This window comes from Cellvibrio sp. GW822-FHT04B05 (genome assembly GCF_058800985.1).
This window is the reverse complement of record NZ_JBXAMU010000003.1, coordinates 213,916-238,915: the sequence shown is the minus strand read 5'-3', so window position 1 is coordinate 238,915 and position 25,000 is coordinate 213,916. Positions and strand designations below refer to the sequence as shown.

The window sequence follows — 25,000 nt, the reverse complement described above, 5'->3', positions numbered from 1 at the left end:
CGGCGGGGATTTTTTATGCGTGAAAAAATTGTTAACTGAATGATTGCGGTGTGGTTGGTTCCACCGGATCAGTCGGCTGGATAGGGCGCTCCGGGTGAATCGGCGGCGGCGGTTGGATTTCCGGCTCGACCGGATTTGCCGGCGATGGATCAACCGGTCTCGGCTCTGGTGGCGTCACTGCATTTTGACAAAGTCTATTAATATTCATAATGGTTTACCTCGCGTGAAATAATATTTTTATCCATTTGTTTGCGTAATTTAACAACACTATTTGCGCAGTTTAAATAACAACAGGGAGCGATCAGTCACCACAAATTTGTGGCCAAATTTGTAGTGCTCGGAGTCGTGCTCTTCCGGACGATTGGTATCGACCAGACACTGCCAACTTTTCCCCTGGAATACTTCCGGCAAAACAAAATCCACCGCTTCCGGGTGCGCATTAAAAATCAATAATAAAGTAGCGTCAGCGCCGCTGCGATGAATACCGGTAGGTTGCGCGCGACCATCGAGCAGCATGCCGAGACACGCGCGATTTTCATCGCCCCATTGGTCGTCCTGCATTTCATTGCCATCGGGTGATAACCAGGTGACATCTTTTACTCCCAACTCTTCATTGTATTCGCCGACCAAATAGCGTCCGCGTCGCAACATGGGATAGGTCTGTCGCAAATTAATAATGCGTTGGGTAAAAGCAAGCATTTTTTTGCCCTGGTCTTGCAGATCCCAATTGATCCAACTGAGTTCGTTATCCTGGCAATACACGTTATTGTTGCCGCTCTGGGTGTGGGCGAATTCATCGCCCGCCAACACCATTGGAGTACCCTGCGAAAACAACAAGGTACTCAACATATTGCGCATTTGGCGCTGGCGAATATTGATAATATTTTCATCGTCAGTAGGGCCTTCGGCGCCGTAGTTGGACGACAAATTATCGTTAGTGCCATCGCTGTTGTTATCGCCATTGGCCTCGTTGTGTTTGTCGTTGTAGCTAACGAGATCATGCAGGGTAAAACCGTCGTGCGCGGTGACAAAATTAACTGAAGCAGACGGGCGACGGCCACGCTGGTTGAAGATATCGCCCGAGCCAGTCAAGCGGCTGGCAAGCTCCGGCAACTTGCCTTTTTCACCGCGCCAGAATGAACGCACCGTATTGCGGTAGCGGTCATTCCATTCGTGCCAGCCCGGCGGAAATGCGCCGACTTGATAACCGCCCAAGCCGCAATCCCAAGGTTCGGCGATTAGTTTGAGCTGGCTCAACATTGGGTCTTGTCGACAGGCGAGATTGAATCCATGCCGTTCGTTAAAGCCTTCTTTTTCACGCGCGAGAATCGTGCCCAGATCGAAACGGAAACCATCTACACCCATCTCCTTGGTCCAGTAACGCAGCGAATCAGTGACCAGGCGCAATACACAAGGATGACTTAGATCCAGCGTATTGCCGGTACCGGAATCATTGACGTAATAGCGCTTGTTATTGTCGATCAAGCGATAGTAGGTGGCGTTATCAATACCGCGCATTGAGAGGGTTGGCCCCAATTCGCTGCCCTCCGCCGTGTGGTTGTAAACCACATCGAGGATCAATTCGAGATCGGCGTTATGCAAGCGCGCTGCCATCTCCTTGAACTCATTGAGATGACCGTGGGCGGTGTAGGGTGTGTGTGGGGCAAAAAATGCCAGGGTGTTATAGCCCCAATAATTTTTCAGGCCGCGTTCGAGCAAGTGATTATCGTCGACAAAGGCATGCACCGGCAGTAGCTCGACGCTGGTAACGCCCAATTCGCGGATATGCCTAAGCACCTCGGGGTGTCCCATGCCCGCAAAGGTGCCCTGCAAATCCTTGGGTACAGCAGGATGCAACATACTCATCCCACGCACATGCGTTTCATAAATAATTGTCTTGTCGGTGGGGACACGGAACGAGTGGTGGTTACCCCAGGTAAATGCCGGGTCAACCACCTTGGCCTTGGGCACAAAAGCGGCGCTATCGCGTTCATCAAAACTCAAATCCGCATCTGGAGAGCCGATGGTGTAGCCGAACAGGCATTCCGACCACTCCAGTTTCCCGACCAGTTGCTTGGCATAGGGGTCGATCAGCAACTTGTTATGGTTGAAACGATGTCCGGCATCCGGCGCATAAGGCCCATAGACGCGATAGCCGTAAATTTGGCCGGCATGGGCATTGGGTAAATAACCATGCCAGATTTCATCGGTGTATTCCGGCAGCGTAATACGCTCCAGTTCCACCTCGCCGGTGCTATCAAATAAACACAATTCTACTTTGGTTGCGTGTGCTGAAAAGATAGCGAAATTAACGCCCACCCCATCCCAGGTCGCTCCCAATGGAAAGGGATTACCCTCGGTGATACGAGAGTGCAGCCTGCTATCTGTGGAAATATTCACTGTGGAAATATTCACCGACACTTTTTCACGTGCATTCATATGCTTTTCCTTACTGGTTGAGGTCTGCCCGGGCGTGATCAGCTCATTTGTGGCGTATTACTTTTGGATTTTGCCGGCTTGCGCGCAGGCTTGGCCGGTTTGGTCTCCGCCTGCTGTTGGTTTGACACTGCAGCACCTTGGCTGGTAATTGTTGATTTGCGCGCCTTGGGTGTTGTACTGACAACCGGTGCAGGGCTATCAAATCCAGGATTGCCGAATCCAGACTCGATATCTTCAGCTGCTAATTTACTGGCGATTTCCCAATGTCTGGCTTCCTGGCCATGGGGTCTGCCTTCAGATTCCCAGATTTGATAGGCAAGGTCGCGGATACGGTTTTCATGTAGGCTCATGATTGGATTCCTCTGCAATAGGGTTGGGGATTGAATACAAAAGGTTTACCGGAAAATCAATAAGGACATCGGCCACCGCCAGCCGGCCTTGTTCAGACACGATGGGATGGCGGGAGAACACAGCGGATAAACGAATATCGATAAGCGTATCGGGCAACACCAAACAGGTATCGCCCCATTGCTCGGGTGGAACATAAGGAGTCGGATTCCCGGCCAGCAAATTCATCGCCAGACGCGGAACTACCACGATCAGATACTTGCCCTGGTAGTGACGCACAAACGCAATTAACCGGTCGGCGTGCGCGCCTTCCACCGTGAGCGGCTGGTAATCGCCATTCATGAACAACTTGGGATAAGTTTTTCGCAGGTCCAGCACTTTGGCGATGAGGTGTTGTTTGATGGCGCCACTACGCCATTGGTTAACCTTCTCGTCCGCCTCGGTCAGGTTGTCGGCCAAAGCCGTAACACGCGCCGCAAAATCCACCGGGCGGCGGTTGTCCGGATCGACCAGACTGAAATCCCAAAACTCACTGCCCTGGTATAAATCCGGCACACCCGGCGTGGTCAGGCGCAATAAGGTTTGGCCGAGGCTGTTAAGCGCGCCCGCCGGCGCCAGCGACAGAGCGGCTTCAGCTATATCCTCGCGCAAATCCTGCGCATCTTCGGCAAGCAACAGTTGGGTTAAATACTGGCGACACGCGGCTTCGTAATCAGTATTCGGTGTACTCCAACTGGTGTGCAGTTTGGCTTCGCGCAACGCCTTTTCCTGCCATTGCACCAAGCGGTCGAGGTAGCGGGTGAGTCCATCCCGTCGCGCCTGCTCAAACCCACCCTGATCAATGTCGCGCTTGTTTTCCGGATCTGGTTCGCTCACCAATTCAAGGTCGAGCGGCCAGCTTCCTAGCAGGGTTTGAAACAGGATCAACTCATCGCCTGCCGATGGCGCCTGACTATCTTCAAGTTCGGTGCGTAACGGTCGTGCGCGCTGCTGCCACTGCGCGACCTTTTCGGCAAACCAGACGGCGCGCTCGCTAATGACGGCCAGACGGGCACGGGTATCTTCGCCACGTTTGTGATCGTGGGTGGCCGTGGCGAGCAGGCTTTGCGGAAAGCAGGTCGCCCGCTCTTCACAATACTGATGGAATTGCGCGACCGAACCGCTAAAGCGGGCCGGATCAAAACCGACATCGTTGCGCGATAGCAATACCGCCGAGCGGTAGCAGGCGGTATCTTCCACCGCTTTGGCGGCGATAGGTGAAGTCAATTGCTGGAAGCGCGCCAGGGTCCGCTGGCGCAAACGGCGCAGCGGGCCGGGCGGCAGCGATCGAATCGGCTCGCCACCGAGCCATTGGTCCAGATACTGCAACAACGGCCAATCACTTTGCGCCAGGGTCGTCCGCGCATCGTTTAATGCAATGCTGAAAAACGCCTGATCCTGGATCGAGCGGTGCCCGGAATTGGCATAAGTGCGATACACCGGAAAATGCACAACTAACTCAAACAAAGCGCGCTGGATAGCGCCGAGTGTGAGGTCGCGGGTGGCGATATTGCCGCGCGCGATAGCCAGCAGCCCTTGCGCAACCATCTCGAAATCGCCCGCCAATGACGAGGACAGCACCAGGCGCCGCGCCTCTTTTTCCTCCTCCTTGAATGACTGCGTGCGACCGCTGGTATTGTGCCAGACATCATAAAGTTGCATAGCGCCGACCGGATCGTGCTGGATCAGCGATATCTGGTTCATAAATTCATAGCCGGTAGTACCTTCAACCTGCCAATTAGCAGGCAGCACTTCGCCGTCACCGAGGATTTTTTCCACATAAATAGCAAAGTGCGCGCGGTTCAACGGCGCCGGGCGGCGGCTGATCTGCGCGTTGACCGAACGGCGCAATTTGCGGCAGTAAGCACGCGGGTTTAGCAAACCATCGATATGGTCAATGCGCAGCCCGTCAATCAAGCCACGGCCAACCAACTCCAGAATTTTGCCGTGCACGGCTGTAAAGACTTCAGCACGCTCCATACAGAGCGCACCCAGTTCATTAACATCAAAAAAGCGCCGCCAGTTGATGTCGTCCACCGCCGTGCGCCAGCTCGCGAGGCGATAATGCTGGCCTTCCAGAAGCCGATGCAGCCGCTGCACGGTTTCATCCTGATAAACCTTATCCTTCCAGTCTCCGTCGCTGTCGCCATCACTGTGCATTGGCTGCACCGTAAATTGCGCCAGCACGCGCTGGATGGCATCGGCCAGATTTTCTGTCCGCACCTGTTCACTTAGTTCCCGACGCAGAGCGCGTGCGTGTTGTAAGTAATCAGGGGTCTGCTCCAACGCTTCAAAGCGACGCCCAAGCGCTTGCAGGGCCGCGTTACCTGACTTGCTCAATAAATCGCGATAGCTGGGCGGATAGAGGGGAAAAATATGATCGTAATGCTTGGCATAAAATGCACCGGCAGCGGCATCAAAATGCAGGGTAATTTCACCGGACGCGAGTACCTCACCATAATCGGCACGCAAAAACGGCAGCAGGATCTGGCCTTTGAGCAGCGGGTCGGGTGAATTCCATTGGATATCAAAGAAATGCGCGTATTGGCTGCGCATCCCCCATTCCAGCACATCCAGCCACCAGGGATTGGCATCGCCGCCGACTGCCATGTGGTTAGGTACAAAGTCCACAATCAGGCCCATTTGCTCCGCGCGCAGGGCAGCCATCAATCGCTCCAAACCCGCCTCGCCACCCAATTCCGGGTTTACGCAAGTCGGGTCAACCATATCGTAGCCGTAAGTGGAGCCGGGGCGCGCTTTAAGGATCGGCGACGAATAAAGGTGGCTGATGCCCAGCCGGGCAAAATAGGGCACTAGTGACACCGCATCGTCGAACGTGAAGTCGCGATGGAATTGCAGGCGCGCGGTGGCGCGGACGATTGGCACACTGACTTCTGTCATTACTGTTTCTCGCTAACAGGCTCTGGTCGCCTGCTGAATGTTTTAAAGATCCTTGTTTTACTGCAATCCCTGTTAGATTCCGCCGTATCCTTTAAATACCGCCATCCTCTTTTTAAATACCCTCATCCAGGGTCACCAGCGCACTGTGCGGGGGCAGCACGCCCTGCACATAACTGGCCGCGTCTACTCCGTGATTAAAAAGCACACGCACTTGCTCCCAAGGTGCTTTTACCTCAACAACTGATTTGCCGAGATTGAGATCAATGCGCAGCAAGCGTTCATCGCCCATGCGCCAAAATGCTGAGACGGCACCCTCAGCCAACATCGTCACTCCCGCCGAGTAAGCGCCGACCAAACGTGGGGTAATTTCCGCCGCCCGCAGCGCCAGCAACTGGCGATACAGATCCAGGCACTGCTGCTGTTCCGCTGTTTTCGGGATGGCATAACCGGGATTCGAATTATCAAAAGTACTGACTGCATTAGGATCGGGAATCTGGTCGCGCTGATGATTGCCGAAATCGGCAAACTCATTGCGGCGGCCTTCGCACACGGCTTTGGCCAGTTCGGGCGAATGATCAGTAAAGAAGAGGAACGGCTGTTGCGATCCCCACTCTTCGCCCATAAACAACAGCGGTACCATGGGTGATAAGAGCAACAACACACGCGCTGCGCCGAGGGCAGCCTCATCGGTCAACTGGTTCAAACGCTCGCCCAACGCGCGGTTGCCGACTTGATCGTGGTTTTGCAGGAACAGGATAAAACTGGTTGGAGGCAGGTGGCCACTGGGTGCACCGCGACTATGGCCGCGGCGATCCTCCTCGCCCTGGAAAATAAAACCCTCACCGAGAAAGCGCGCCAGTTTTACCGTAGGCGCATCGGCAAACTCGCTGTAATAACCTTCCTGTTCGCCAGTCAGCAGGTGATGCAGTAAGTTGTGGCCATCGTCATTCCACTGGGCATCAAACCCTTGCTGCAGCAATACAGGATCGTTTTCCTCGTTTTCCAACATCAAGTGGACATGGCGCGCTGGCGGAATTGCAGCGCGCACACGCATCGCCAATTCGACCAGAAAATCCTTCTCGCTAATGGCATGAACCGCGTCAAAACGCAGGCCATCCACGCGATAATCCAGCACCCACATGAGTGCGTTTTCGCAAAAGAAATCGCGCACTTCCTGACGACGAAAATCGATAGAAGCGCCCCAAGGCGTTTGGATATCGTCGCGGAAAAACGGCTTCGCATACTGGCCGAGGTAATTGCCGTCCGGCCCAAAGTGGTTATAGACCACATCGATAAATACCATCAACCCGAGTTCGTGGGCGGTATCGATCAATGCTTTCAAATCGTCCGGTGAACCGTAAGACGAGTCGGGCGCAAACGGCAGCACGCCGTCGTACCCCCAATTGCGCTCACCGGGGAACTCGCCCAGCGGCATCAGCTCAATCGCCGTCACACCCAATTCAGACAGCGCCAACAACTGTTGGCGCACGCCTGCAAATCCGCCCAACAAACCTACATGCACTTCATAGATCACCGTCTCATGCCAGGGCCGTCCATTCCAATGAGGGGTTTGCCACTGGTAAGTTGCATGGTCGAGCACGCGGCTCCAGCCCGCCGGATCATCCACTTGCCCGCGTGCGGCAGGATCGGGCACTTGCAACTCGCCGTTGATCACAAAGCGATAATCCATGCCGTTGCCACACGAATGCTCCACCTCGAACCAGCCATTGCCGGATGTTTCCATAGGAATCGCTTCACCACTCCACAAGAGCAGCGAAACAGTCCGCGCATCAGGCGCCCACAGCGAAAAATGGGTGCTGCCATCGGGCTGTACTTTGGCCCCGTGACGCTGGATCGGAGTAGCCATTAGCAATGACCTCTGGAGAGCGGCAGGAACGCCAGTTTGCGCTGCGCTTCCTGCAGGGTGCGCTGGTACAGTTGGGCATAAGGTTTGATTGATTCACGCCAGTAGCGCGGTGACGTCATAGCGCAGGAGCGCATGGCATTCATCAGCGTCGGGCGGGCAAATACTTTCATCGCACGCTCGATTGCCGCGCGATAACTGTTGGCAACCGCATCCTGGAAGAGGAACCCATTAAGCCCGTCTTGAATAGTGTCGGCAAGGCCGCCGGTGCGGGTTGCAATTGGCAGGGAACCGAAACGCTGCGCATACATTTGTGTCAGCCCGCAGGGTTCAAAGCGCGAGGGCATTAACAGGAAATCACTGCCCGCGAAAATCCGGCGTGACTCCGCCTCGTTGAATCCAATATGGACACCAACTTTATCGGGATAGCGTTTGGCCAACTGCACTGCCTTGGATTCAAGGTGGGACTCACCGCAGCCCATAATCACCATGCGTCCACCTGCATTAACGACCGATGAAGCCACATCCAGCGTCAGGTCCACACCCTTTTGCTGCGCCAGACGCGACACTACGGCGAACAGCGGACCGTTGCCGCTGGGCAAATTAAACAAGCGCTCAACATGGCGGGTATTGACGCGTTTGGATTCCCATTCCTGCGCGCGGAAACTCTCCACCAAATGCGGGTCAGAGCCTGGCTCCCAGCTTTCATCAATGCCATTGGTGATACCGTGCAAAAGTCCCTGCTCGTATTTCCACTTAAGCAAACCATCCAAGCCGCAGCCGAAGGCCGGTTGGGTGATTTCACGCGCATAGGTCTGGCTCACCGTGGTGATTTGATGGGAGTAGACGATACCCGCTTTCAAAAACGATAACTTGCCGTAAAACTCCATTCCCTCAATGCCGAACGCCTCGGGCGGCAAGCCGAGATCCGCCCCGCACTCAGCGCCGAAAAGCCCCTGGTGCGCAAGGTTGTGGATAGTAAATACCGTCGGCGTTGTCTGCCCGTGCCACGCCATATAAGCGGGGGTAAGCGCGGCCGGCCAATCGTGTGCATGCACCAATTCCGGCCGCCAGCCCAAATGGGCTTTGCCCATTGCAAGGTCAGCAGCAGCCAATGCAAAACGTGCGAAACGAATATGGTTATCTTGCCAATCGCGCCCGCTGGCATCGCCGTAGGGCGAACCTTCACGCTCATAAAGTTCAGGGCAAATCACCACATAAATCGTACTGCCATCTTCCATGATCAACTGTCCGATTTTGCACGGGGGCAATCCGGCATAACCTTCCAGACGCGCAACAATAGTGATGGGATGGCTATTCATAATGTGGCGGTAGCCGGGAATCAACACCCGCACATCGTGACGTGCAGAAAGTGCTTTGGGGAGCGCCGCAGAGACATCACCCAGTCCGCCCGCTTTAATCAGGCCGGTATATTCCGGTGTGACAAACAGGATTTTTTTGCGCTGCAAATCTTTATCTATATTTGGATCAGATGCCTGCTGCCGACGCCCGGAAAAACTCCTGCGCATTGCTTCAACATTCGACAGACTTGCCTTTAAGGCTATATTTGACATCTCATTTCCCCCTGGCATCGTCGCTGCAATTCAAATTCGCGCGACGATTGGAATTCATGTTAAAAATTTACAGGTCCTATTCACAATCACACCGGCGGCTGTGGATCCGGCGCCATGACTTTTTGTGCTTCAGGCGCAACTTCCGGATGTACTTCGCGCAAACTCGCACGGGTTTGCGGGAAATGATCCGGGTAATTCACCATAATAAAATTGATTAAATTTTCGCGCAGGTAACAGCGCAAATCGAAATTGCGCGATGAATCGGCAGAGCTAACCAAAATGCGCAGCTGAATTGCATTGGGTGAAGTATCGACCACCTGGATACCTTTCACGCGGCCATCCCACAAATTCGGCACTTGCGCGCAGAGCGAATCCAATTTCTCGCGCAGCGGTTCCAACGGCAAGGCGTAATCCACCCACAGCATCACCGAACCAAGCAGCGATGACGTTTTACGAGTCCAATTCTGGAACGGATTTTCAATAAACCACTGCAGAGGGACAATTAAACGGCGGTCATCCCAAATGCGGATCACAATATAAGTACCGGTAATTTCCTCAACGCGACCCCATTCACCTTCAACAATCACTACATCATCCAAGCGAATCGGTTGGGTAAACGCCAATTGCAATCCCGCAATTAAATTTCCCAACACCGGTTTAGCTGCAAAACCTACCGCCAAACCGGCAAGGCCAGCTGAAGCCAAAATACTGGTACCAAACTGGCGCGCCATAGGAAAGGTCATCAACATTGCGGAGAGACCAAATAAAATCACCAGTAAACTAAGCGTCTGCTCAATCACTTTGGTTTGGGTTTGAATACGGCGCGCCGACAAGTTGTCGCTCATATCGGTAGGATTGCGCTTCATAATTAATTGATGCAGTGCATCGACAATGCGCAAGCCGAGCCAAGTGACACCGCCAATAATAAATAAGGTAGTTGCGTGGCGCAGCGGGGAAATAAATAGCGTTTTATCGTCAGCAGTGCCCCACACAGCTTGTAAGCCCAGGAGCGGAATTAATAAATGCAGTGGGGCAGCGATATTGACAAAAATATCGCGCGCAAATGACAAGGGCGAAACGATGCGAATCAAAATACGGGTGATCCACCGCGCGCACAGCATTAAAAAGAGAAATACACAGACCGCAATGACTAGCAGTTTAATTTCACCAATATATACTTCCCAATTAATTGCCATGGTTACCATATCTCCGCAACAACGTAATTACTTCATTTAAATTACATTAACAGCAGCGGTTTTAATTCGTAGACGATTCCCGCCGCAGCGCCAGAATAAGTTCTGATTTATTCATGGATGAGCGGCCTGCGATATGCAAAGCCCTTGCCCGTCCTAATAAATATTCTTTGGTGTGCGACTCCAGCGAATTAGCACTCGCTTTATCCTGCCTGGTCGCTACCGCGTTGCGCGCAGAATCCTTGCGTGCCGCTTTTTTCTCTGCTGGTGAGGTGCGCTTGCCAGAACCGGATCTTTCACCACCGCCCGATTGTTTGTTCACCGTTGCCCACGCAATTTCCGCTGCTTTTTCTGAAGAAATTCCCTGCTTCTCATAGCCTTCTTCAATATGGCGAGCCTTACGTTTTTGCGCTTCGGTATATTTTGCTTTACTGCCTGTGGCCATGATTTCATCTCCTCAACAAGTTCGTTTGATTTGACCTTCATGCCATCTGGCGGGGAATACCCGCCAGACTTAAGAAATACGCTTCCTTACTGCTAAATGATGTATTACCAATCAACCTAGTGATGATCAGCTTTGCCATCGTCAGCTTTGATGTTGTTACTGCCACGGGCAAGCACACCAACCAATGCTTCAGCTTCAGTCAAGTGATGCTCAAGCTTAGGCAGGGAAGTTGCTGCCAAGCGACGCACATCTTCATCAGTAGAAGATGAAGCGTCTTTGTACAATTTGATAGCCGCTTTATGCGCATCAATTTGATTATTCACGTAGGCGGCATCGAAAGATTCACCATCACGTTGTTTTAAAACGTAGGCTTTAGCTCTGGAAAGCAGTTCGGCATCGTCAGCGACCTTCACATTCTTTTTAGTGGCCAGTGCGCGCAGTTCTTTATTGGCAGCAGCATGGTCTTCAATCATTTTTTTTGCGAACGCTTTTACTTCCGGAAAAGTAGCTTTTTGTACCGCAAGCTTACCGGCTTCAATCTCGGCGATACCTTTTGCAGAGGCTTCTTCAATAAAATCATCAGCGTCTACCGCAGCAAATGCCTGGGCACCAACCAAACTAAATGCAGCGAAGAAAAGTCCGGCAAAGAAGGTGCTTGCAAATTTGAAATTTGAAATTTTCATAATTTATTACCTCGTCCAATAATTGATATTGCGTAAACGTTAAAATGATTAGCATTTTAAGGTAAGGGTAACTACGCAATATCAAGGCCAATTTGCTGAACGATGGCTTAATAAAAATATAATGCCCGGCTAAGTGGGATGGCGCACAGAGCATGTTGATTTAAGTGAAGTTAATTGAAAATTAGGTGTCATGACGCACTGAGTGGAGTATTACTGAAGTTCTATGAAAAAAGCTGTTTACTACTTTAATGCTTATTCAACGCACAAAATTTGTAATTTTTTCAAGGGCTAGCAGTGAAGAACAGCAAGAAGACAGTGGTGTTAGTAAGGTAAAGTGGACGTAGTGATTTTACAGTGAAAGATGCTGAACCAAGAGTTCAGGCGATAATTTTTTTAATTTATAACCGCTACCGCTTATGACTCTGGCACCAATTTGGTCTGCTATTTGCAATTTTAATAAATTTTAGTGAGCGGTGTTACCGTCGAAATTCACACGGAAAATTTAACCGGGGAAAGTGGGGCAGCTTATGGCAAAAAAATCCGGGCATCATGCGTTTTTAAATGATCCGAGCTGGTACAAGGATGCCGTTATTTATCAAGTACACGTGAAATCGTACTTTGATTCCAATAATGACGGAATCGGTGATTTTGCCGGACTGATCGAGCGGCTGGACTACATCGCCGAACTGGGTGTGAATGCAATTTGGTTACTGCCTTTCTATCCATCACCTATGCGCGACGATGGATATGATATTGCTGAATACCGTGCTATCTATCCCGCCTATGGCACCATGACCGATGCGCGCCGCTTTATTAAGGAAGCACACAAGCGCGGCCTGCGAGTCATTACCGAACTGGTTATCAACCATACTTCCGACCAACATCCCTGGTTCCAAAAAGCGCGCAAAGCAAAGAAAGATTCCAACGCGCGCAACTTTTATGTGTGGTCTGACACCAACCAAAAATACGAAGGTACGCGTATTATTTTTTCCGATACCGAGAATTCCAATTGGACCTGGGACCCGGTCGCCGGCCAATATTTCTGGCATCGCTTTTACAGCAACCAACCCGATTTGAATTTTGATAATCCGGATGTGCTCAAGGAAGTGCTGAGCATTATGCGTTTCTGGTTTGATATCGGTGTCGATGGTTTGCGCCTGGATGCAATCCCTTATTTAATCGAGCGCGAAGGCACCGGCAACGAAAATTTGCCCGAGACCCATGCAGTGCTCAAACAAATCCGTGCGTATCTGGACGCGCAATATCCCGACCGCATGTTACTGGCTGAAGCGAATTTATGGCCGGAAGATATCCAGCAATATTTTGGCAACGGCGACGAATGCCATATGGCATTTCACTTTCCGCTGATGCCGCGTATGTATATGGCTATCGCGCAGGAAGACCGGTTTCCGATTATTGATATCCTGCGGCAAATGCCCGACATTCCCGAGAATTGCCAGTGGGCCATTTTTTTGCGCAACCATGATGAATTGACGCTGGAGATGGTGACTGATCACGAGCGCGATTATTTGTGGAATCACTACGCCGTCGACAAGCGCGCGCGTTTGAACTTGGGTATTCGCCGCCGCCTCGCGCCGCTGGTTGAACGCGATCGTCGCCGCATTGAATTACTGAATAGTTTACTGCTGTCCATGCCGGGTACACCGACAATTTATTACGGCGATGAAATCGGGATGGGCGATAATATTTTTCTCGGTGATCGCCACGGTGTGCGCACGCCGATGCAGTGGTCGAACGACCGTAACGGCGGCTTCTCCCGCGCTGATCCTGCAAGCCTGACCTTACCCGCCATTATGGATCCGCTCTATGGCTTCCAAACAATTAATGTAGAAGCACAAGCGCGCGATACTCACTCGCTGCTGAATTGGACGCGCCGCATGTTGGCAGTGCGCAAACAGCAGAAAGCCTTTGGGCGCGGCAGCCTGAAAATTCTCACTCCCGTTAACCGGCGCATACTCGCGTATATTCGCGAATACACCAACCCTGAAGGGACGACAGAAATTATTCTCTGCGTCGCCAATATGTCGCGCGCGGCGCAGGCGGCTGAATTGGATCTTTCAATTTATGCAGGCAAAGCGCCGGTAGAAATGATCGGTGGTACCTTATTCCCGCCCATCACCAAATTAAATTATTTGCTGACATTACCGCCCTACGGTTTTTATTGGTTTTTACTCGCCGATGAAACACAAATGCCGGCCTGGTATGTAGCTCCAATTGAAACAATGCCGGAATTGCCAACGCTGATTATCAAGCAAGGCCTAACGGATTTATTGCAATTGCCTGCGCGCACTACGCTTGAACAGGAATCCTTACCCGCCTATTTGCCCAAGCGCCCCTGGGTTTGCCATCCCGGCGAGCCAGCAAATGAAGTGCGTATGCTGCACGCCAATACCTTTGGCGATGAAACAAATTCTTATCTCTTGGTGGAAGTGGAATTAAATTGTCGCGCAACACCCGAGTATTACTATTTGCCACTCGCGTTTGTGCCGGACAATCAGGCGGGAACTTTATCGCAACAATTAGCCATCGCACGCCTGCGCCAAAAACGCACAGTGGGATTGTTGACTGATGCCTTCACCTTACCCGATTTCAGTCGGAAAGTTATCCGCAACCTGCGCGACCATGTGGTAGAGCAATGGGAAGACGGTGAAATTCATTACATTCCCACACAACTGCTGTTGGATATGGAAGAAAAAGCCGATGAAGAAATTAATCTCGTCGCCACTAAACAAGCCAACTGTGCCGTTGTCGTGGGCGAGGCGATGGTACTTAAACCGGTGCGCCGATTAATTGATGGATTACATCCGGAAATTGAAATCAGCAATTATTTAATCGCGCACAATTTCAATAACATTCCACCAATACTGGGTGAAGTACGCCGCGTCAACAAACAGGACAACGCGCACACACTAATGATTTTGCAAGGTTACGAAAGTAATCAGGGCGATGCCTGGCAGTGGGCACAAAATATTTTGGAGCGCGCCTTCCGCGATCAAACCAGCAGCGGCAGTTCCTCTATGGATCGCCAATGCCCACCGCTGGAAGAGCTGTGCAATTTTGCACGCATACTCGGCAAACGATTGGGTGAGATGCACATGATCCTGGCGCAGAAGAGCGACAATCCACGCTTCGGCAGCAAAAAAATGACCAAACCGGATGCGAGCGAATGGGCTGCAAATACTACTGAAAATTTCACCCATGCATTGCAATTACTCAGCGAATGTCGCTCGGTGGCGGGCGCCGACATAGTCGATGCATTGCAGGCCAACAGCAAAGCAATCACCAAATTAATTACTACGCTCGCCAGCCGTGCAAGCGGCGGTATTCGCACACGTATCCACGGGAATTTGCATTTAGCACGTGTGTTGGTCGTACGCGGTGATGCCTATTTTGCCAACTTTGAAGAAGAGAGCACCGGCCACAGTATCGCCGCCGATTTACACAACAGCCCGTTTAATGATGTCGCCGATATGCTCTGCTCATTTGATGACGCCGCTGCGGTAGCAATCCGCAATATCAAAACCACGGATGTATTGGCTGAAGCAGAAAAATGCAGCGAACTGGCTATTCATTATTTAACATTATCACGCACTGCATTTTATGATGAGTATCGCAGTACCGCCAAATCAATAATTGCAGTTCATGCTGAGCAACAAAATGAAGCCACACTCGCGTTGTGTAGCATTGATAACCGTATCAATACTATTTTTAAAGCGCATTACGATGCGAATTGGTTAAGCTTGCCGACGCAGGGGTTGTGGGAGTTAGTGAAAAGCTTATTGGAAAATTAATGCTCCCCATAAAGAAGCCGAATTGTATGGTGAGTTACCGATTATTGATTGACAGCTTTACAGTGTTAATAGCTGGCCTGACTTCAATTTTCTAATACTCTTCTCCAATTTAATATTTATACCCAGCCTTCGTAAGATCAAGAATGGACGCATGGTGTATGACTATCGGCGCAAGATGCAGTACCCGTCACAAGAACGGTACCCTAGTTGCAATTCAAGGGGCGTTGGCTGGAATAGGCGACCAAGCGGATCGTATTTCAAGGTTGATGCAGAGATACCCGTACCGCTGGTACTGCGCAAACGGTTTTCATCGTCGTATTGATAGATTGCGCCATTGTCGCTGGTAAGGTTGGCATTGTTGTCGTAGCCAATTCCTGCACCATTCACCGTGGTGTATTGATTCAAGCCATTGATAGCATAGGCACCCGCGCGGTTTTCATTACCGCTGTATTGGTACAAGGCATTGCTTTGCGTGAGCTGCGTTACCTGGTTCGCCGGGTTGTAGGTAAACGTATTGGTGAGATCCAACGCTGTATTCGGGAAATCCTGAACCAGATTCCACAAGCGTTGGGCATTATCAAATTGATAATCCGTGCGTGTGGCAACCGTCCTAGTTGCAGCTCAAGAGGCATTGGCTGGAACAGGCTGGATCACGAATGATCACCGATGACGATTCGGGTGATGCAGGGGTGTTTGGTGTTGACGGCGGAGTAACAACAAAATCCCAAACACTCATAAAAACAAAACCCCCGACCAGTAAACTGATCGTGGGTTTTGTTATTTCTAAAATCGCGCTTTTTAAAAGCCTTAGTTTTTTTCGGGCATATTTATTTTTGCTGCTTCAAGGATTATTTGATCTCCTGATTGCATTTCTATCTTTAGTAATTCAAATCCATTTTCCTGAATTGGCCCACTAATTTTATTTACGCAAACACTTTCACCCCACTCTTCTTGCCTAGGGACAGTCAATTTACGCACACCGATAGAGGTAATAAATTTTTCTGACGATGTGGCATCTTTAAATTTTAAATTACAACTTCCATCGTGCCACAGAAAATTAAGTTCTAAAAAAACCCAATCATGCATTTTGCGTCTCCATCTTAATTATTTACCTAATGGCAAATGGGCTTCAGGTGACTCAGGCGGAACTTTATTACCTTTCTCATCAAGTCTATTTCCCTCTGAGTCGTTCACATGGCAATGAGGCCCGCAGTCTGCATCGGGGTGGATAAGAATTCTTTGCTTACCTGTAACAGGATCTGTATAAGAGCCTTGACCAGCCTGAGGATTTGGCCCCTTAGGAATTAAACCTTTATCTTTAGCAATTTCATCAATTTTTTCAGGAGTTTGACCAGCAACTTCACCAGGTTTTATTTCAGGAGATTTGGGAGTTTCCGCCGATTCATTTTTTACAGCTATTGCAGTAGCAGCTATTGCTGTACCTGCAACAGTTCCGACTGCCAATTCGGTCGCTGTGATAGTTGTTGTAGTTACAGCAACTGTTGTTGTGGCAGTGGCACCGCCCGTTGTTAATGCTATGCACAACGGGGTAAAAATCCAACACATGCCTGATGGATCTGTGCGGTTAACCGGATCATTTCCCACATACGCATACATATTCATGTTGTCTGCGTAAAAAATCGGATCCGTTTGCAAAAACCTTCCCAACTTCGGCGAATACATCCTCGCTTTGTAATGGAACAATCCCAACTCTTTTAACCATGCCTGTCCAGTGTAGCCGAAGCGGTCACTGTTGGTGGATTTGGGAATACCATATGCATCGTAACTTAATGCGGCAAGTTGGGCACCGTTCACCGAGCTGTGCGCAATAATGCTGCCTTGGTGATCTGCATGCAAATAACGCCAATTGTTTGGGCCTGTAGCAGAACTGTTGTATTGCACCCAAGGCTGATCAACCTGGTCACCATGTACGTAACGACGCGTGAGCGTACCGGCACTGTTGTATTCCGCTACCAGCGCATCACCGTCGTAAAGGAAACGCGTAACAACACCGGCGATAGTGGTTTCATATAAGCGACCAAGCGGATCGTATTTCAAGGTTGATGCAGAGATACCCGTACCGCTGGTACTGCGCAAACGGTTTTCATCGTCGTATTGATAGATTGCGCCATTGTCGCTGGTAAGGTTGGCATTGTTGTCGTAGCCAACTCCTGCACCATTCACCGTGGTGTATTGATTCAAGCCGTTGATAGCATAGGCACCCGCGCGGTTTTCATTACCGCTGTATTGGTACAAGGCATTGCTTTGCGTGAGCTGCGTTACCTGGTTCGCCGGGTTGTAGGTAAACGTATTGGTGAGATCCAACGCTGTATTCGGGAAATCCTGAACCAGATTCCACAAGCGTTGGGCATTATCAAATTGATAATCCGTGCGTGTAGCAACCGTACCTGTACCGGCATTGTAGTTGCGCAAAATGGCGCTGCGACGCCCGGCCGTATGGTAAGTCACCTCCAGCATGGGAATAACAGTTTCGCTCAAACGATTAACACGATTCAGATTATCAAAATCGTATTGGAACCAGACATTATCCGGGTGGGTGACGCGGGTGCGATTGTTATTGAGATCGTAGGTGTAGCGCAGGGTTCGGGTAATTCCACCGAGGGTCGTATCGGTTTGGATAATGTTGCCAAAACCATCGGGTTTATTAATTATTCCTTCGCCGGTATCACTACCAAAACGGGAATGCAAAGTAATGCCGCGCAGGTCGTAGTTGTAATAAGTATCTGCAGTTTGGGTGTTATTGACGTAATCTTTCAGTATCAAACGATTGTTGTTGTCGTACTGAAAATTAATCACCGCGCCATTGCGCTTACGCTCCATCGTAATGTTGTTATTGGCATCGTAACCGTATTGGTTGTAGTCCGTGGTGCTCACCGTACCAACAGCAGTTTTGGAAGGATAATAACGATGGGTCATACGACCAATATCATCATATTTAAGTTCGGTTTTATTCCCGTTAGCATCCGTTTGGGTTTTGAGTAAGTAATCCTGATAGGTATTGGTTACATAAACTTGTGCGAGTGAAGTACCCACAGCTCGCTCTTCCGTCAGCACCTGGTCCAAATCGTTATAGGTATAACGTGTGATCCTATCCGGACCTTCAGCCCCAGGTGTGCTTTGCGAACAAGCATCGGATGGCAGCGAGTTATAAACCGCTTTATTCATTCGCCGCGCTTTACACTGAACCAACCCTTTGGGGTTGTAAGTGTACTGGGACAGCATTTCAATAGTGCCATTCGTACCTTTTATCCACTCCTTGATTTTGCGGCCATAATTGTCATATTCAAAACCGCGAGTGGTGAATACCGTGTAATTCGTCCATTGAGCGGGAGCAATGGTATCGTCCAACCAGTAAACCAAATTACCGGATTCAATTTGCGTAACCAACGCAGGGCGAGCAGAGTCGCCATAAATAAAACGTTGCGCAATAAAGTTGAGGGAATCACCATCTGCATCTGGCTGGATAACACCAAGCTGCAAACCTGTTGCTGAAGTTCGATAAGCCGTTTTATGTTGGCCTTCATACTGCGCAGCCTGTGTAAACCCACTGAATAAAATGACTACTGATAAAATAAATGTAAACAGCACGGGCAAATTATTGTTCATTCCTGAAATTTTCATTGTCGTCTCCTTACTGGCAGCTTTGCAAATTAGTGGAATTGCCTTTAGGTGCAATTTCACCAATCAATTTGCCGTACTTGTCATACTCATAACACCATACCCGTGTCTCCAGGGTTGAAGGGTTACTTTCGGCAGTTACACTTTTTCCCCGCAACAATAGATTGTTAGATTGTGATGCGTTTTGCGGTCCATAGTGGTAAGACGTTTTAACCATATCAAGATCACCACCCAAGCAACCGGTACTGGTGGCTGCAGTGGTGCGACAGGTGTGCTCACTCGCCAGCATCCACACAGGATCTGGATCCTGGGTGATAGCTTCGCCATCTTTTTTGTAATAGGCATACATAGGTTCATAGTTGTAAACCGTAGCGGCTCGCACACCATTTTTATTAACAGGAGCGGTGATTTTAATCGGATTACCAAAACGTCCTTGCGGGTCATATTCGTAGTCGGTCACATTGCCCCGAGCATCTTTGATCCACAAAGGTTTGTTACAAATTTTGGGATAGATACATGTATTTGCATAGCCGGCCTCTTGCAAAAGAGTTTCGCTGCCAGATGCACTAATCACATTAATTTTATTGAGATTGTCGCGCGGTCCATCGTAATAATAATGTTGCTTTGGTCCTCGGCCTGCCACTGGATAATACTTCTCCACAAAATGCCGTGAATCCTTATGATATAAATAAGTACCACTCTTTTTATTAGTCACAGACTCGATCACATTAAGTTCGTACTGGGATGATACAACCCAGGTCTCACCATTACCCCAAGTAACATTGGCATTATATGAGTTTATAGTCGGCCCGGAATAACCCTGTGAATCTGTTCCATTCAGTGTTGCGTTAGTAATCTGCCCTGTAGTAGAACTAAGACTCCAATAGGTGTAGGCACTGCTGAAACCTGAATTAATATCCATGCCGTTCTTATCTACTTCGCGATAGGCTATAACTTCGCCATTATAGGTACCTCGGTTTTTATAGGTGTATTGATAATTGGGAACATTGCTTTCGGGTGTTCTAATGCTACGCAAGCGCGGATACCATTTCGTTCCGCCGAGCGGCAAAGCAGCGCAGTTCGCATCCTCGCTACCACCTTCTTTTATACAAATATTCTCTGGTTGATACTGAATGTCAGTTACTCCAGCTCCAGTTGTCATTTTGACTAAATAACTGGATGGCGGTAATCCGGGTTGCCTGAAAACACCTGGAGTACCATCTGGCCATGTGAACGTTGCTGACGGCCATTCGGCTATAGAACAAGTTGCAGCACTCGAGGCACAGTATTGGTGTGCAAGATTTATTGCCACCATTTGATCAAAAGTACTTAACCTCGAAAGTGTTCTCAGTTGGTATTTCAACATGAACCCAGTATTGGTTGTAACATCCGTACTGTTTACTCGCACTTTAAAACCGTTAGGGTAAGTAACTTCTTTTAATTTTGCACCAGCACCTGCACTCTGAGTGCCTGAATTTAAGCTCCTCTCGTATTTTGACTCAATACCGTTTGGGGTGGTCCAGGTAAGGTATTTTTTATCGGCACTTTCTGTTAGGGAATGACGAGTATCCCCCACAGGCTTATAGATATATCCAGTCGTAGCGGTATTATCATGATTCACAAGGCCATTTTGATACACCAAAAAGTCCTGAGTACCTGCCGGCCCATAGGCTCGCATGACGCGCAAGTGAGTGAAGGTAGGTTGATAGGTGCCGGTATCACGAATTGCAGTTACATCACCATTAGCATTCGTCAGGATCTGAACTACATTATCGGAGATTTTTTTTGAAGTCACAGAGCCTGCAAAACCATCAACAAATCCTTTATTACCGTCTGACAAAAAATCGGTGTAAAGCTCAACATGATGACTTAAACCAAGTTCGCCGCCGATAGAAACTGTATTAAGCCGTCGTGAAAGCTGCCCGGTTTGCAAATTCACACCAAATTTATCTACCAATTCATCGGATGGTGGTGCAATCGGATTGTCATCAAGCGCGAGAACTGAACAGGAAAATCCCAACAGTAAAAATAATATTTTTTTCATTTTTTTATTCCCTGTTAATTAAAAATTTGCTTTAGTCCCGCAAATATTACTTACATTACATGCCTCTACGCTTTTTGGCATATTGGCTGATGAATTACCTACAGGGCACGCCACATAGGCCTCGGTGACAGTGACCCATTGGCTTGCCCCGTTAGTATCCTTTACCAGATACTTAGCGGCTCCAGATACAGGATTCCAGGTGGCTTTCCAAGCGCAACTGGCAATTAAAGATTTGTACAGGTTTGTGGGGGCAGGCAAGATAGCCGGTCCAGGCTCAGCGGCTGCGTCGCTAGCAGTATTGGTTGAAACAAGAAGCCTGTTACCTGCATTGTCGTAATCATAATCGCGATTACCATTTGCCGGATCGGTTACAAAGGTCAGGCGTCCCAATGCATCGTATGCGTATGTGGTAGTTTTTGTTTGGGCGTAAACACCAGATGAAAAAGTGAAATATAAAAATAGAACGGCCGAAACAGGGGAATAAATACTGCGGAATTTTAATGCAAGCATAGCAAGCTCCGTTGCGTAGAATTAGATGTTGTAATAACAAGCTTATTATGACGCACAGATCATCTTGTATGCAAGAGCACAACAACAATGCTTATAAAAATTCTAACGAAAATTTATTTATTGATTTTCACTTATAAAATTTAATTTACAAAAATTATAAAAAAGCACAGCAGCGTCAAAATACAAACTCTATCAGCATTAGATCCTTGGATGACTTGGCCAATCTCGATGCATATTATATTTCTGGATCGCGCTTGCTAAAGATAAACGAGTTCAATGTCAGCCGCCCCGTTACCGGATTTGGATCAAAATTAAAATCTGGTGCTATGTTGCCCGAGTGTAAAATATTCGATGGATAAATAATCATGCGATTAAATATTGCATCAACTTCCGCAATTTGTTCAAAATAGTTATTAGATCCGTTCATGTAGGATTTTCTTGAAAATTCCAAAGCACCTTCATCTACTACTGATTGCTTGTAATGATCGATAGTTTCACTGGTGATTTTTTCATAACCGGTTTTTCTATGCCGATACAGTGAAGTACCGCCTTTTTCTTTCCCGCAGAGATAATGAATACAGGCAAGATCACCACTTACATATGAATCAATGTGCGGGAGGCATTGGTTGATCTCTAATTGATCCGGGAATGTTACTACCATGGAGTAAAGTGCTTTTCCTCCGGCTATTTTGTCTTGCGTTAATCCGAATACATTACTCAATAATTCTGCCAGATAGTAATTAATGGTGTGAATATACCTGTTAGGAGCTGCCATGCGCAGCCCCGGATAAAAACTGTCTACTTTGCTAAAATCTATGTTTGCTACGCAAAAATCCACCAATAAATGTGCGTCTTGAATAAAGTTATCAATAACAAGTAAGGGCGTTCTCTCTTTCCCAACAGAGTAGAACTTGTAGGAAAGCTCAGGGTGTAGTTTTAATATTAGAGAATGTTGCATCGTATCTGCGCCCATTTTAAAAATCACATCCTGCCGCAGTACCTATTAACAAAATCTTGATGTGTTGATAGTGTTGCCATGTTTCTATTAACGTCGGCGGCAACATTATTCAGGAAGTGTTGCAATTCTCGCTCCGACATCAAATCAACAATAGGATGATATGACGAGGGGACAATTCCCTGCCCAAGCATAACCTGAGTCCAGGAATCCAGGCGGAATAATTCACCTTCAACCTGGTAGGATTTTCCATAATCTTTAAAAATATTTATTCGATGCCTAAGATCATTAGGAACCTCCATGTCCTTACAATAGCGCCAAAAGGGGCTGTCATCCCGCCCTGTCGCTTTGTAGTGCAATATAATGAAATCCCTGATTCTTATAAATTCACTTTCTGCCTGAGCATTGTACTCGTCAACAATTGACTGCTTGATCTCACCATGCGGAAACAGCTGTAACAAACGGGTTATCGCTGTCATTATCATGTGAATACTGGTTGACTCCAGCGGCTCCAAAAAGCCAGAGGCAAGGCCCACTGCAATACAATTTTTATTCCAGGCTTTTTTGCGTTTACCCGTTTTAAATTTTATGACTTTAGGCTCAGTGAGTACTTTCCCGTCCACACCCGACAGCAACATATTGATCGCTTCATCATCGGACAAGTAACGACCGGAAAAAACCAATCCATTTCCTACTCTGTGCTGCAACGGAATTTGCCAACGCCAACCAGCGTGATGCGCAATCGATCTTGTATAGGGCACCGCAGGAACAGTAGTTTCAGTTTGTATTGCAATAGCACTATCACAGGGTAACCAATGCCCCCATTCCTCAAACCCTGTCTGCAAAGACTGCTCGATCAATAAGCCTCTCATACCCGTGCAATCTAAAAATAAATCACCTTGTATTTCCTGGCCCGAATCCATTTTAAGTGAAGCAATAAAACCAGTCTCAGGATTTTGCTGTACCTCTGCTATTTTCCCCTCCACTCGCTTTACACCGCGGGCTTCAGCTCGCCCCCTGAGAAAGCTGGCGTAACGCCCGGCATCGAGATGAAATGCATAATTTAGTTTGGCTTGGTCATTAATAGAAAATAGATCCTTTAATGCTGCTTTATACTCAAGGCAATAATCACCAAACTCATCAGCTATCCCCAGCTTCCGGCCTCTGAGCCAAAAGTGGATGAAGTCAGTAATTAATGTTTGTTTGCCGGTAACACCAAAGGAATGAAAATATTTTTCACCAATTTGTTTCCAATTTTCAAACTGAATACCGAGTTTAAAAGTAGCATTTGTTGCCCTCATAAACTCCTGCTCATTAATACCCAATAATCGATGAAAAGTTCTCATGGGTGGGATGGTGGCTTCACCAACACCAATTGTTCCTATTTCCTGAGATTCCACCAAAGTGATATCGAGAAGTTCGCCCATTTGATTCGACAGCGCAGCCGCTGCAATCCAACCAGCCGTACCACCTCCGGCAATCACTACCTTCATTTTTTTATTCATCATTTCTTTATTTGTCACTTATGGGCATCAACGATTTAATTTATTAATAAGTAAGGCTCTTAATTTTCTAACGCCTAATCTATCCAGGGTATGTAAAAACCCTCTTGCCTCTACTGGAATAAAGGCGTTGGATTTTTCAGTTCCATCAAAAATATAATGATTGAAAACGTGCTTCCAGGCTTCTCGCTCATGTGCAGATTTATCGCGAATTCCAAGCATCGCCGCGTACAGCGCATTCATACCCGACGTCAAAAAGGCAGGAGCATCTTCCCACCAGTAATTAACCAAAATATTGTAAGGCTCCAGGCTCTCTACGTGATGCCACCACATGGCGGGTATATATAAAGCATCCCCTGGCTCCAGGTCGGCAACTTGAGCAATTAAAAGTGCATCGTTGAATTTAGGAAATTTTTGAAAATCAGGATTTTTAAAATCAACCAGGCTAATGACTTGCCCACCGGGTGTTGGCTCCAGTGGCCCAGGATAAAGATTGCTTATTTGATCCGGGGGAAAAAGTGTGAACCTACGCTTGCCCGCAACACAGCAGGCTATATTATCTAACGCATCAAAATGACAGGTGGCTGTCGTTGCACCGCCGATCCATATACTGACTCTCTCTTCCATTGCATCAACATGCTTATCCCTCGGAATTACAAAGTTATTTTTTTCACTAAATCCTGGCAAATGTGTGTCAATAATATTGGATGCAATGTAATACGCCGGGCTATCTGTTTGATGCATCCCATCTAAAATAGCATCGAGGGTTTCATCAATACGTCCTTTAAAACTTTCATAATTGAGCTTGGTACAATTTTCGTTGTAAAACATTCTGCCTTTATTTTCAGCAGGGATTTTACATACGATAGTAGGACTACCATTATAAAATGATTTCAGGTAGTCGACTGATGCCCGGTCGGAAATTTGACCCGCGTGTACGATAGGCCAATCACTAACCAACTGTTTAAAAACAACAGGTTCTGCGGAAGTAATTACATCCCTTGGAATATTATGTGGATTAATTCCATGCAAAATCTTTGTTTTTTTCAAAG

18 protein-coding genes are annotated in these 25,000 nt (G+C 48.4%); 1 reads left to right on the top strand and 17 read right to left on the bottom strand.

Features of this window, described 5'->3' with window-relative positions; genetic code table 11:
• Positions 1-31: 31 nt before the first annotated feature.
• The 9 genes from AC1RJL_RS10975 to AC1RJL_RS10935 form a co-directional block, all read right to left on the bottom strand.
• A complete protein-coding gene (locus tag AC1RJL_RS10975; RefSeq protein WP_435785089.1) occupies positions 32-208 on the bottom strand; it encodes a hypothetical protein in 177 nt (58 codons plus the stop codon).
• Positions 209-267: 59 nt separating this feature from the next.
• A complete protein-coding gene (gene glgX / locus AC1RJL_RS10970; RefSeq protein ID WP_492913872.1) occupies positions 268-2,439 on the bottom strand; it encodes a glycogen debranching protein GlgX in 2,172 nt (723 codons plus the stop codon).
• Positions 2,440-2,477: 38 nt separating this feature from the next.
• Positions 2,478-2,789 (bottom strand): DUF2934 domain-containing protein, encoded by a 312-nt coding sequence (locus AC1RJL_RS10965; RefSeq protein ID WP_492913870.1) that lies wholly within the window; start codon positions 2,787-2,789, stop codon positions 2,478-2,480.
• Positions 2,776-5,727, bottom strand: coding sequence for a malto-oligosyltrehalose synthase (locus AC1RJL_RS10960; protein ID WP_492913868.1), 2,952 nt, complete (start codon positions 5,725-5,727; stop codon positions 2,776-2,778). The genes AC1RJL_RS10965 and AC1RJL_RS10960 overlap by 14 nt, the downstream gene beginning before the upstream one ends.
• A gap of 112 nt (positions 5,728-5,839) precedes the next feature.
• A complete protein-coding gene (gene treZ / locus AC1RJL_RS10955; protein ID WP_492913866.1) occupies positions 5,840-7,594 on the bottom strand; it encodes a malto-oligosyltrehalose trehalohydrolase in 1,755 nt (584 codons plus the stop codon).
• Positions 7,594-9,165 carry a glycogen synthase GlgA gene (gene glgA, locus AC1RJL_RS10950; protein ID WP_492913864.1) on the bottom strand — a complete coding sequence of 524 codons (1,572 nt, stop codon included), beginning with the start codon at positions 9,163-9,165 and terminating at the stop codon, positions 7,594-7,596. The genes treZ and glgA overlap by 1 nt, the downstream gene beginning before the upstream one ends.
• Before the next feature lie 86 nt (positions 9,166-9,251).
• Positions 9,252-10,361, bottom strand: coding sequence for a mechanosensitive ion channel family protein (locus AC1RJL_RS10945; RefSeq protein ID WP_492913862.1), 1,110 nt, complete (start codon positions 10,359-10,361; stop codon positions 9,252-9,254).
• Between the two features lie 61 nt (positions 10,362-10,422).
• Entirely contained in the window at positions 10,423-10,803 is a 381-nt protein-coding gene (locus AC1RJL_RS10940; RefSeq protein WP_492913859.1) for a termination factor Rho, read from the bottom strand.
• Positions 10,804-10,919: 116 nt separating this feature from the next.
• A complete protein-coding gene (locus tag AC1RJL_RS10935) occupies positions 10,920-11,486 on the bottom strand; it encodes a DUF4142 domain-containing protein (RefSeq protein ID WP_492913857.1) in 567 nt (188 codons plus the stop codon).
• Positions 11,487-12,013: 527 nt separating this feature from the next.
• Between AC1RJL_RS10935 and treS the strand changes: the two genes are divergently transcribed.
• Complete coding sequence (gene treS / locus AC1RJL_RS10930) at positions 12,014-15,298, top strand: maltose alpha-D-glucosyltransferase (protein ID WP_492913855.1); 3,285 nt, start codon at positions 12,014-12,016, stop codon at positions 15,296-15,298.
• A gap of 162 nt (positions 15,299-15,460) precedes the next feature.
• On the opposite strand, the gene AC1RJL_RS10925 is transcribed toward treS, so the two are convergent.
• The 8 genes from AC1RJL_RS10925 to AC1RJL_RS10890 all read right to left on the bottom strand — a co-directional run bounded on the left by AC1RJL_RS10925 (position 15,461) and on the right by AC1RJL_RS10890 (position 24,998).
• A complete protein-coding gene (locus AC1RJL_RS10925) occupies positions 15,461-15,862 on the bottom strand; it encodes a hypothetical protein (RefSeq protein ID WP_492913853.1) in 402 nt (133 codons plus the stop codon).
• 243 nt (positions 15,863-16,105) lie between these two features.
• Positions 16,106-16,384, bottom strand: a complete 279-nt coding sequence (locus AC1RJL_RS10920; protein ID WP_492913851.1) for a hypothetical protein — start codon at positions 16,382-16,384, stop codon at positions 16,106-16,108.
• 18 nt (positions 16,385-16,402) lie between these two features.
• The gene (locus tag AC1RJL_RS10915) at positions 16,403-18,940 is read right to left on the bottom strand and encodes an RHS repeat domain-containing protein (protein WP_492913848.1); all 2,538 of its coding nucleotides are present in this window, start codon (positions 18,938-18,940) and stop codon (positions 16,403-16,405) included.
• A 10-nt stretch (positions 18,941-18,950) separates the two neighbouring features.
• On the bottom strand, positions 18,951-20,981 hold the full coding sequence (locus tag AC1RJL_RS10910) for a hypothetical protein (RefSeq protein WP_492913846.1): 2,031 nt from the start codon (positions 20,979-20,981) through the stop codon (positions 18,951-18,953).
• 18 nt (positions 20,982-20,999) lie between these two features.
• Entirely contained in the window at positions 21,000-21,491 is a 492-nt protein-coding gene (locus AC1RJL_RS10905) for an RHS repeat domain-containing protein (RefSeq protein ID WP_492913844.1), read from the bottom strand.
• 235 nt (positions 21,492-21,726) lie between these two features.
• Positions 21,727-22,464: a DUF6445 family protein gene (locus AC1RJL_RS10900; RefSeq protein WP_492913842.1), complete on the bottom strand. Its 738-nt coding sequence runs from the start codon at positions 22,462-22,464 to the stop codon at positions 21,727-21,729.
• Between the two features lie 8 nt (positions 22,465-22,472).
• On the bottom strand, positions 22,473-23,954 hold the full coding sequence (locus AC1RJL_RS10895; protein WP_492914731.1) for a tryptophan halogenase family protein: 1,482 nt from the start codon (positions 23,952-23,954) through the stop codon (positions 22,473-22,475).
• Positions 23,955-23,978: 24 nt separating this feature from the next.
• The gene (locus AC1RJL_RS10890; RefSeq protein ID WP_492913840.1) at positions 23,979-24,998 is read right to left on the bottom strand and encodes a cupin-like domain-containing protein; all 1,020 of its coding nucleotides are present in this window, start codon (positions 24,996-24,998) and stop codon (positions 23,979-23,981) included.
• Positions 24,999-25,000 lie beyond the last annotated feature (2 nt).

Bases quoted from the DNA above. Each gene is read 5' to 3' on its own strand.
- AC1RJL_RS10910 (WP_492913846.1), bottom strand. From the start codon at position 20,981: ATGAAAAAAATATTATTTTTACTGTTGGGATTTTCCTGTTCAGTTCTC.
- treS (WP_492913855.1), top strand. From the start codon at position 12,014: ATGGCAAAAAAATCCGGGCATCATGCGTTTTTAAATGATCCGAGCTGG.
- glgX (WP_492913872.1), bottom strand. From the start codon at position 2,439: ATGAATGCACGTGAAAAAGTGTCGGTGAATATTTCCACAGTGAATATT.
- AC1RJL_RS10975 (WP_435785089.1), bottom strand. From the start codon at position 208: ATGAATATTAATAGACTTTGTCAAAATGCAGTGACGCCACCAGAGCCG.
- AC1RJL_RS10965 (WP_492913870.1), bottom strand. From the start codon at position 2,789: ATGAGCCTACATGAAAACCGTATCCGCGACCTTGCCTATCAAATCTGG.
- AC1RJL_RS10935 (WP_492913857.1), bottom strand. From the start codon at position 11,486: ATGAAAATTTCAAATTTCAAATTTGCAAGCACCTTCTTTGCCGGACTT.
- AC1RJL_RS10940 (WP_492913859.1), bottom strand. From the start codon at position 10,803: ATGGCCACAGGCAGTAAAGCAAAATATACCGAAGCGCAAAAACGTAAG.
- AC1RJL_RS10945 (WP_492913862.1), bottom strand. From the start codon at position 10,361: ATGGCAATTAATTGGGAAGTATATATTGGTGAAATTAAACTGCTAGTC.
- glgA (WP_492913864.1), bottom strand. From the start codon at position 9,165: ATGTCAAATATAGCCTTAAAGGCAAGTCTGTCGAATGTTGAAGCAATG.
- AC1RJL_RS10895 (WP_492914731.1), bottom strand. From the start codon at position 23,954: ATGATGAATAAAAAAATGAAGGTAGTGATTGCCGGAGGTGGTACGGCT.
- treZ (WP_492913866.1), bottom strand. From the start codon at position 7,594: ATGGCTACTCCGATCCAGCGTCACGGGGCCAAAGTACAGCCCGATGGC.
- AC1RJL_RS10960 (WP_492913868.1), bottom strand. From the start codon at position 5,727: ATGACAGAAGTCAGTGTGCCAATCGTCCGCGCCACCGCGCGCCTGCAA.
- AC1RJL_RS10905 (WP_492913844.1), bottom strand. From the start codon at position 21,491: ATGCTTGCATTAAAATTCCGCAGTATTTATTCCCCTGTTTCGGCCGTT.
- AC1RJL_RS10920 (WP_492913851.1), bottom strand. From the start codon at position 16,384: ATGCATGATTGGGTTTTTTTAGAACTTAATTTTCTGTGGCACGATGGA.
- AC1RJL_RS10900 (WP_492913842.1), bottom strand. From the start codon at position 22,464: ATGGGCGCAGATACGATGCAACATTCTCTAATATTAAAACTACACCCT.
- AC1RJL_RS10915 (WP_492913848.1), bottom strand. From the start codon at position 18,940: ATGAAAATTTCAGGAATGAACAATAATTTGCCCGTGCTGTTTACATTT.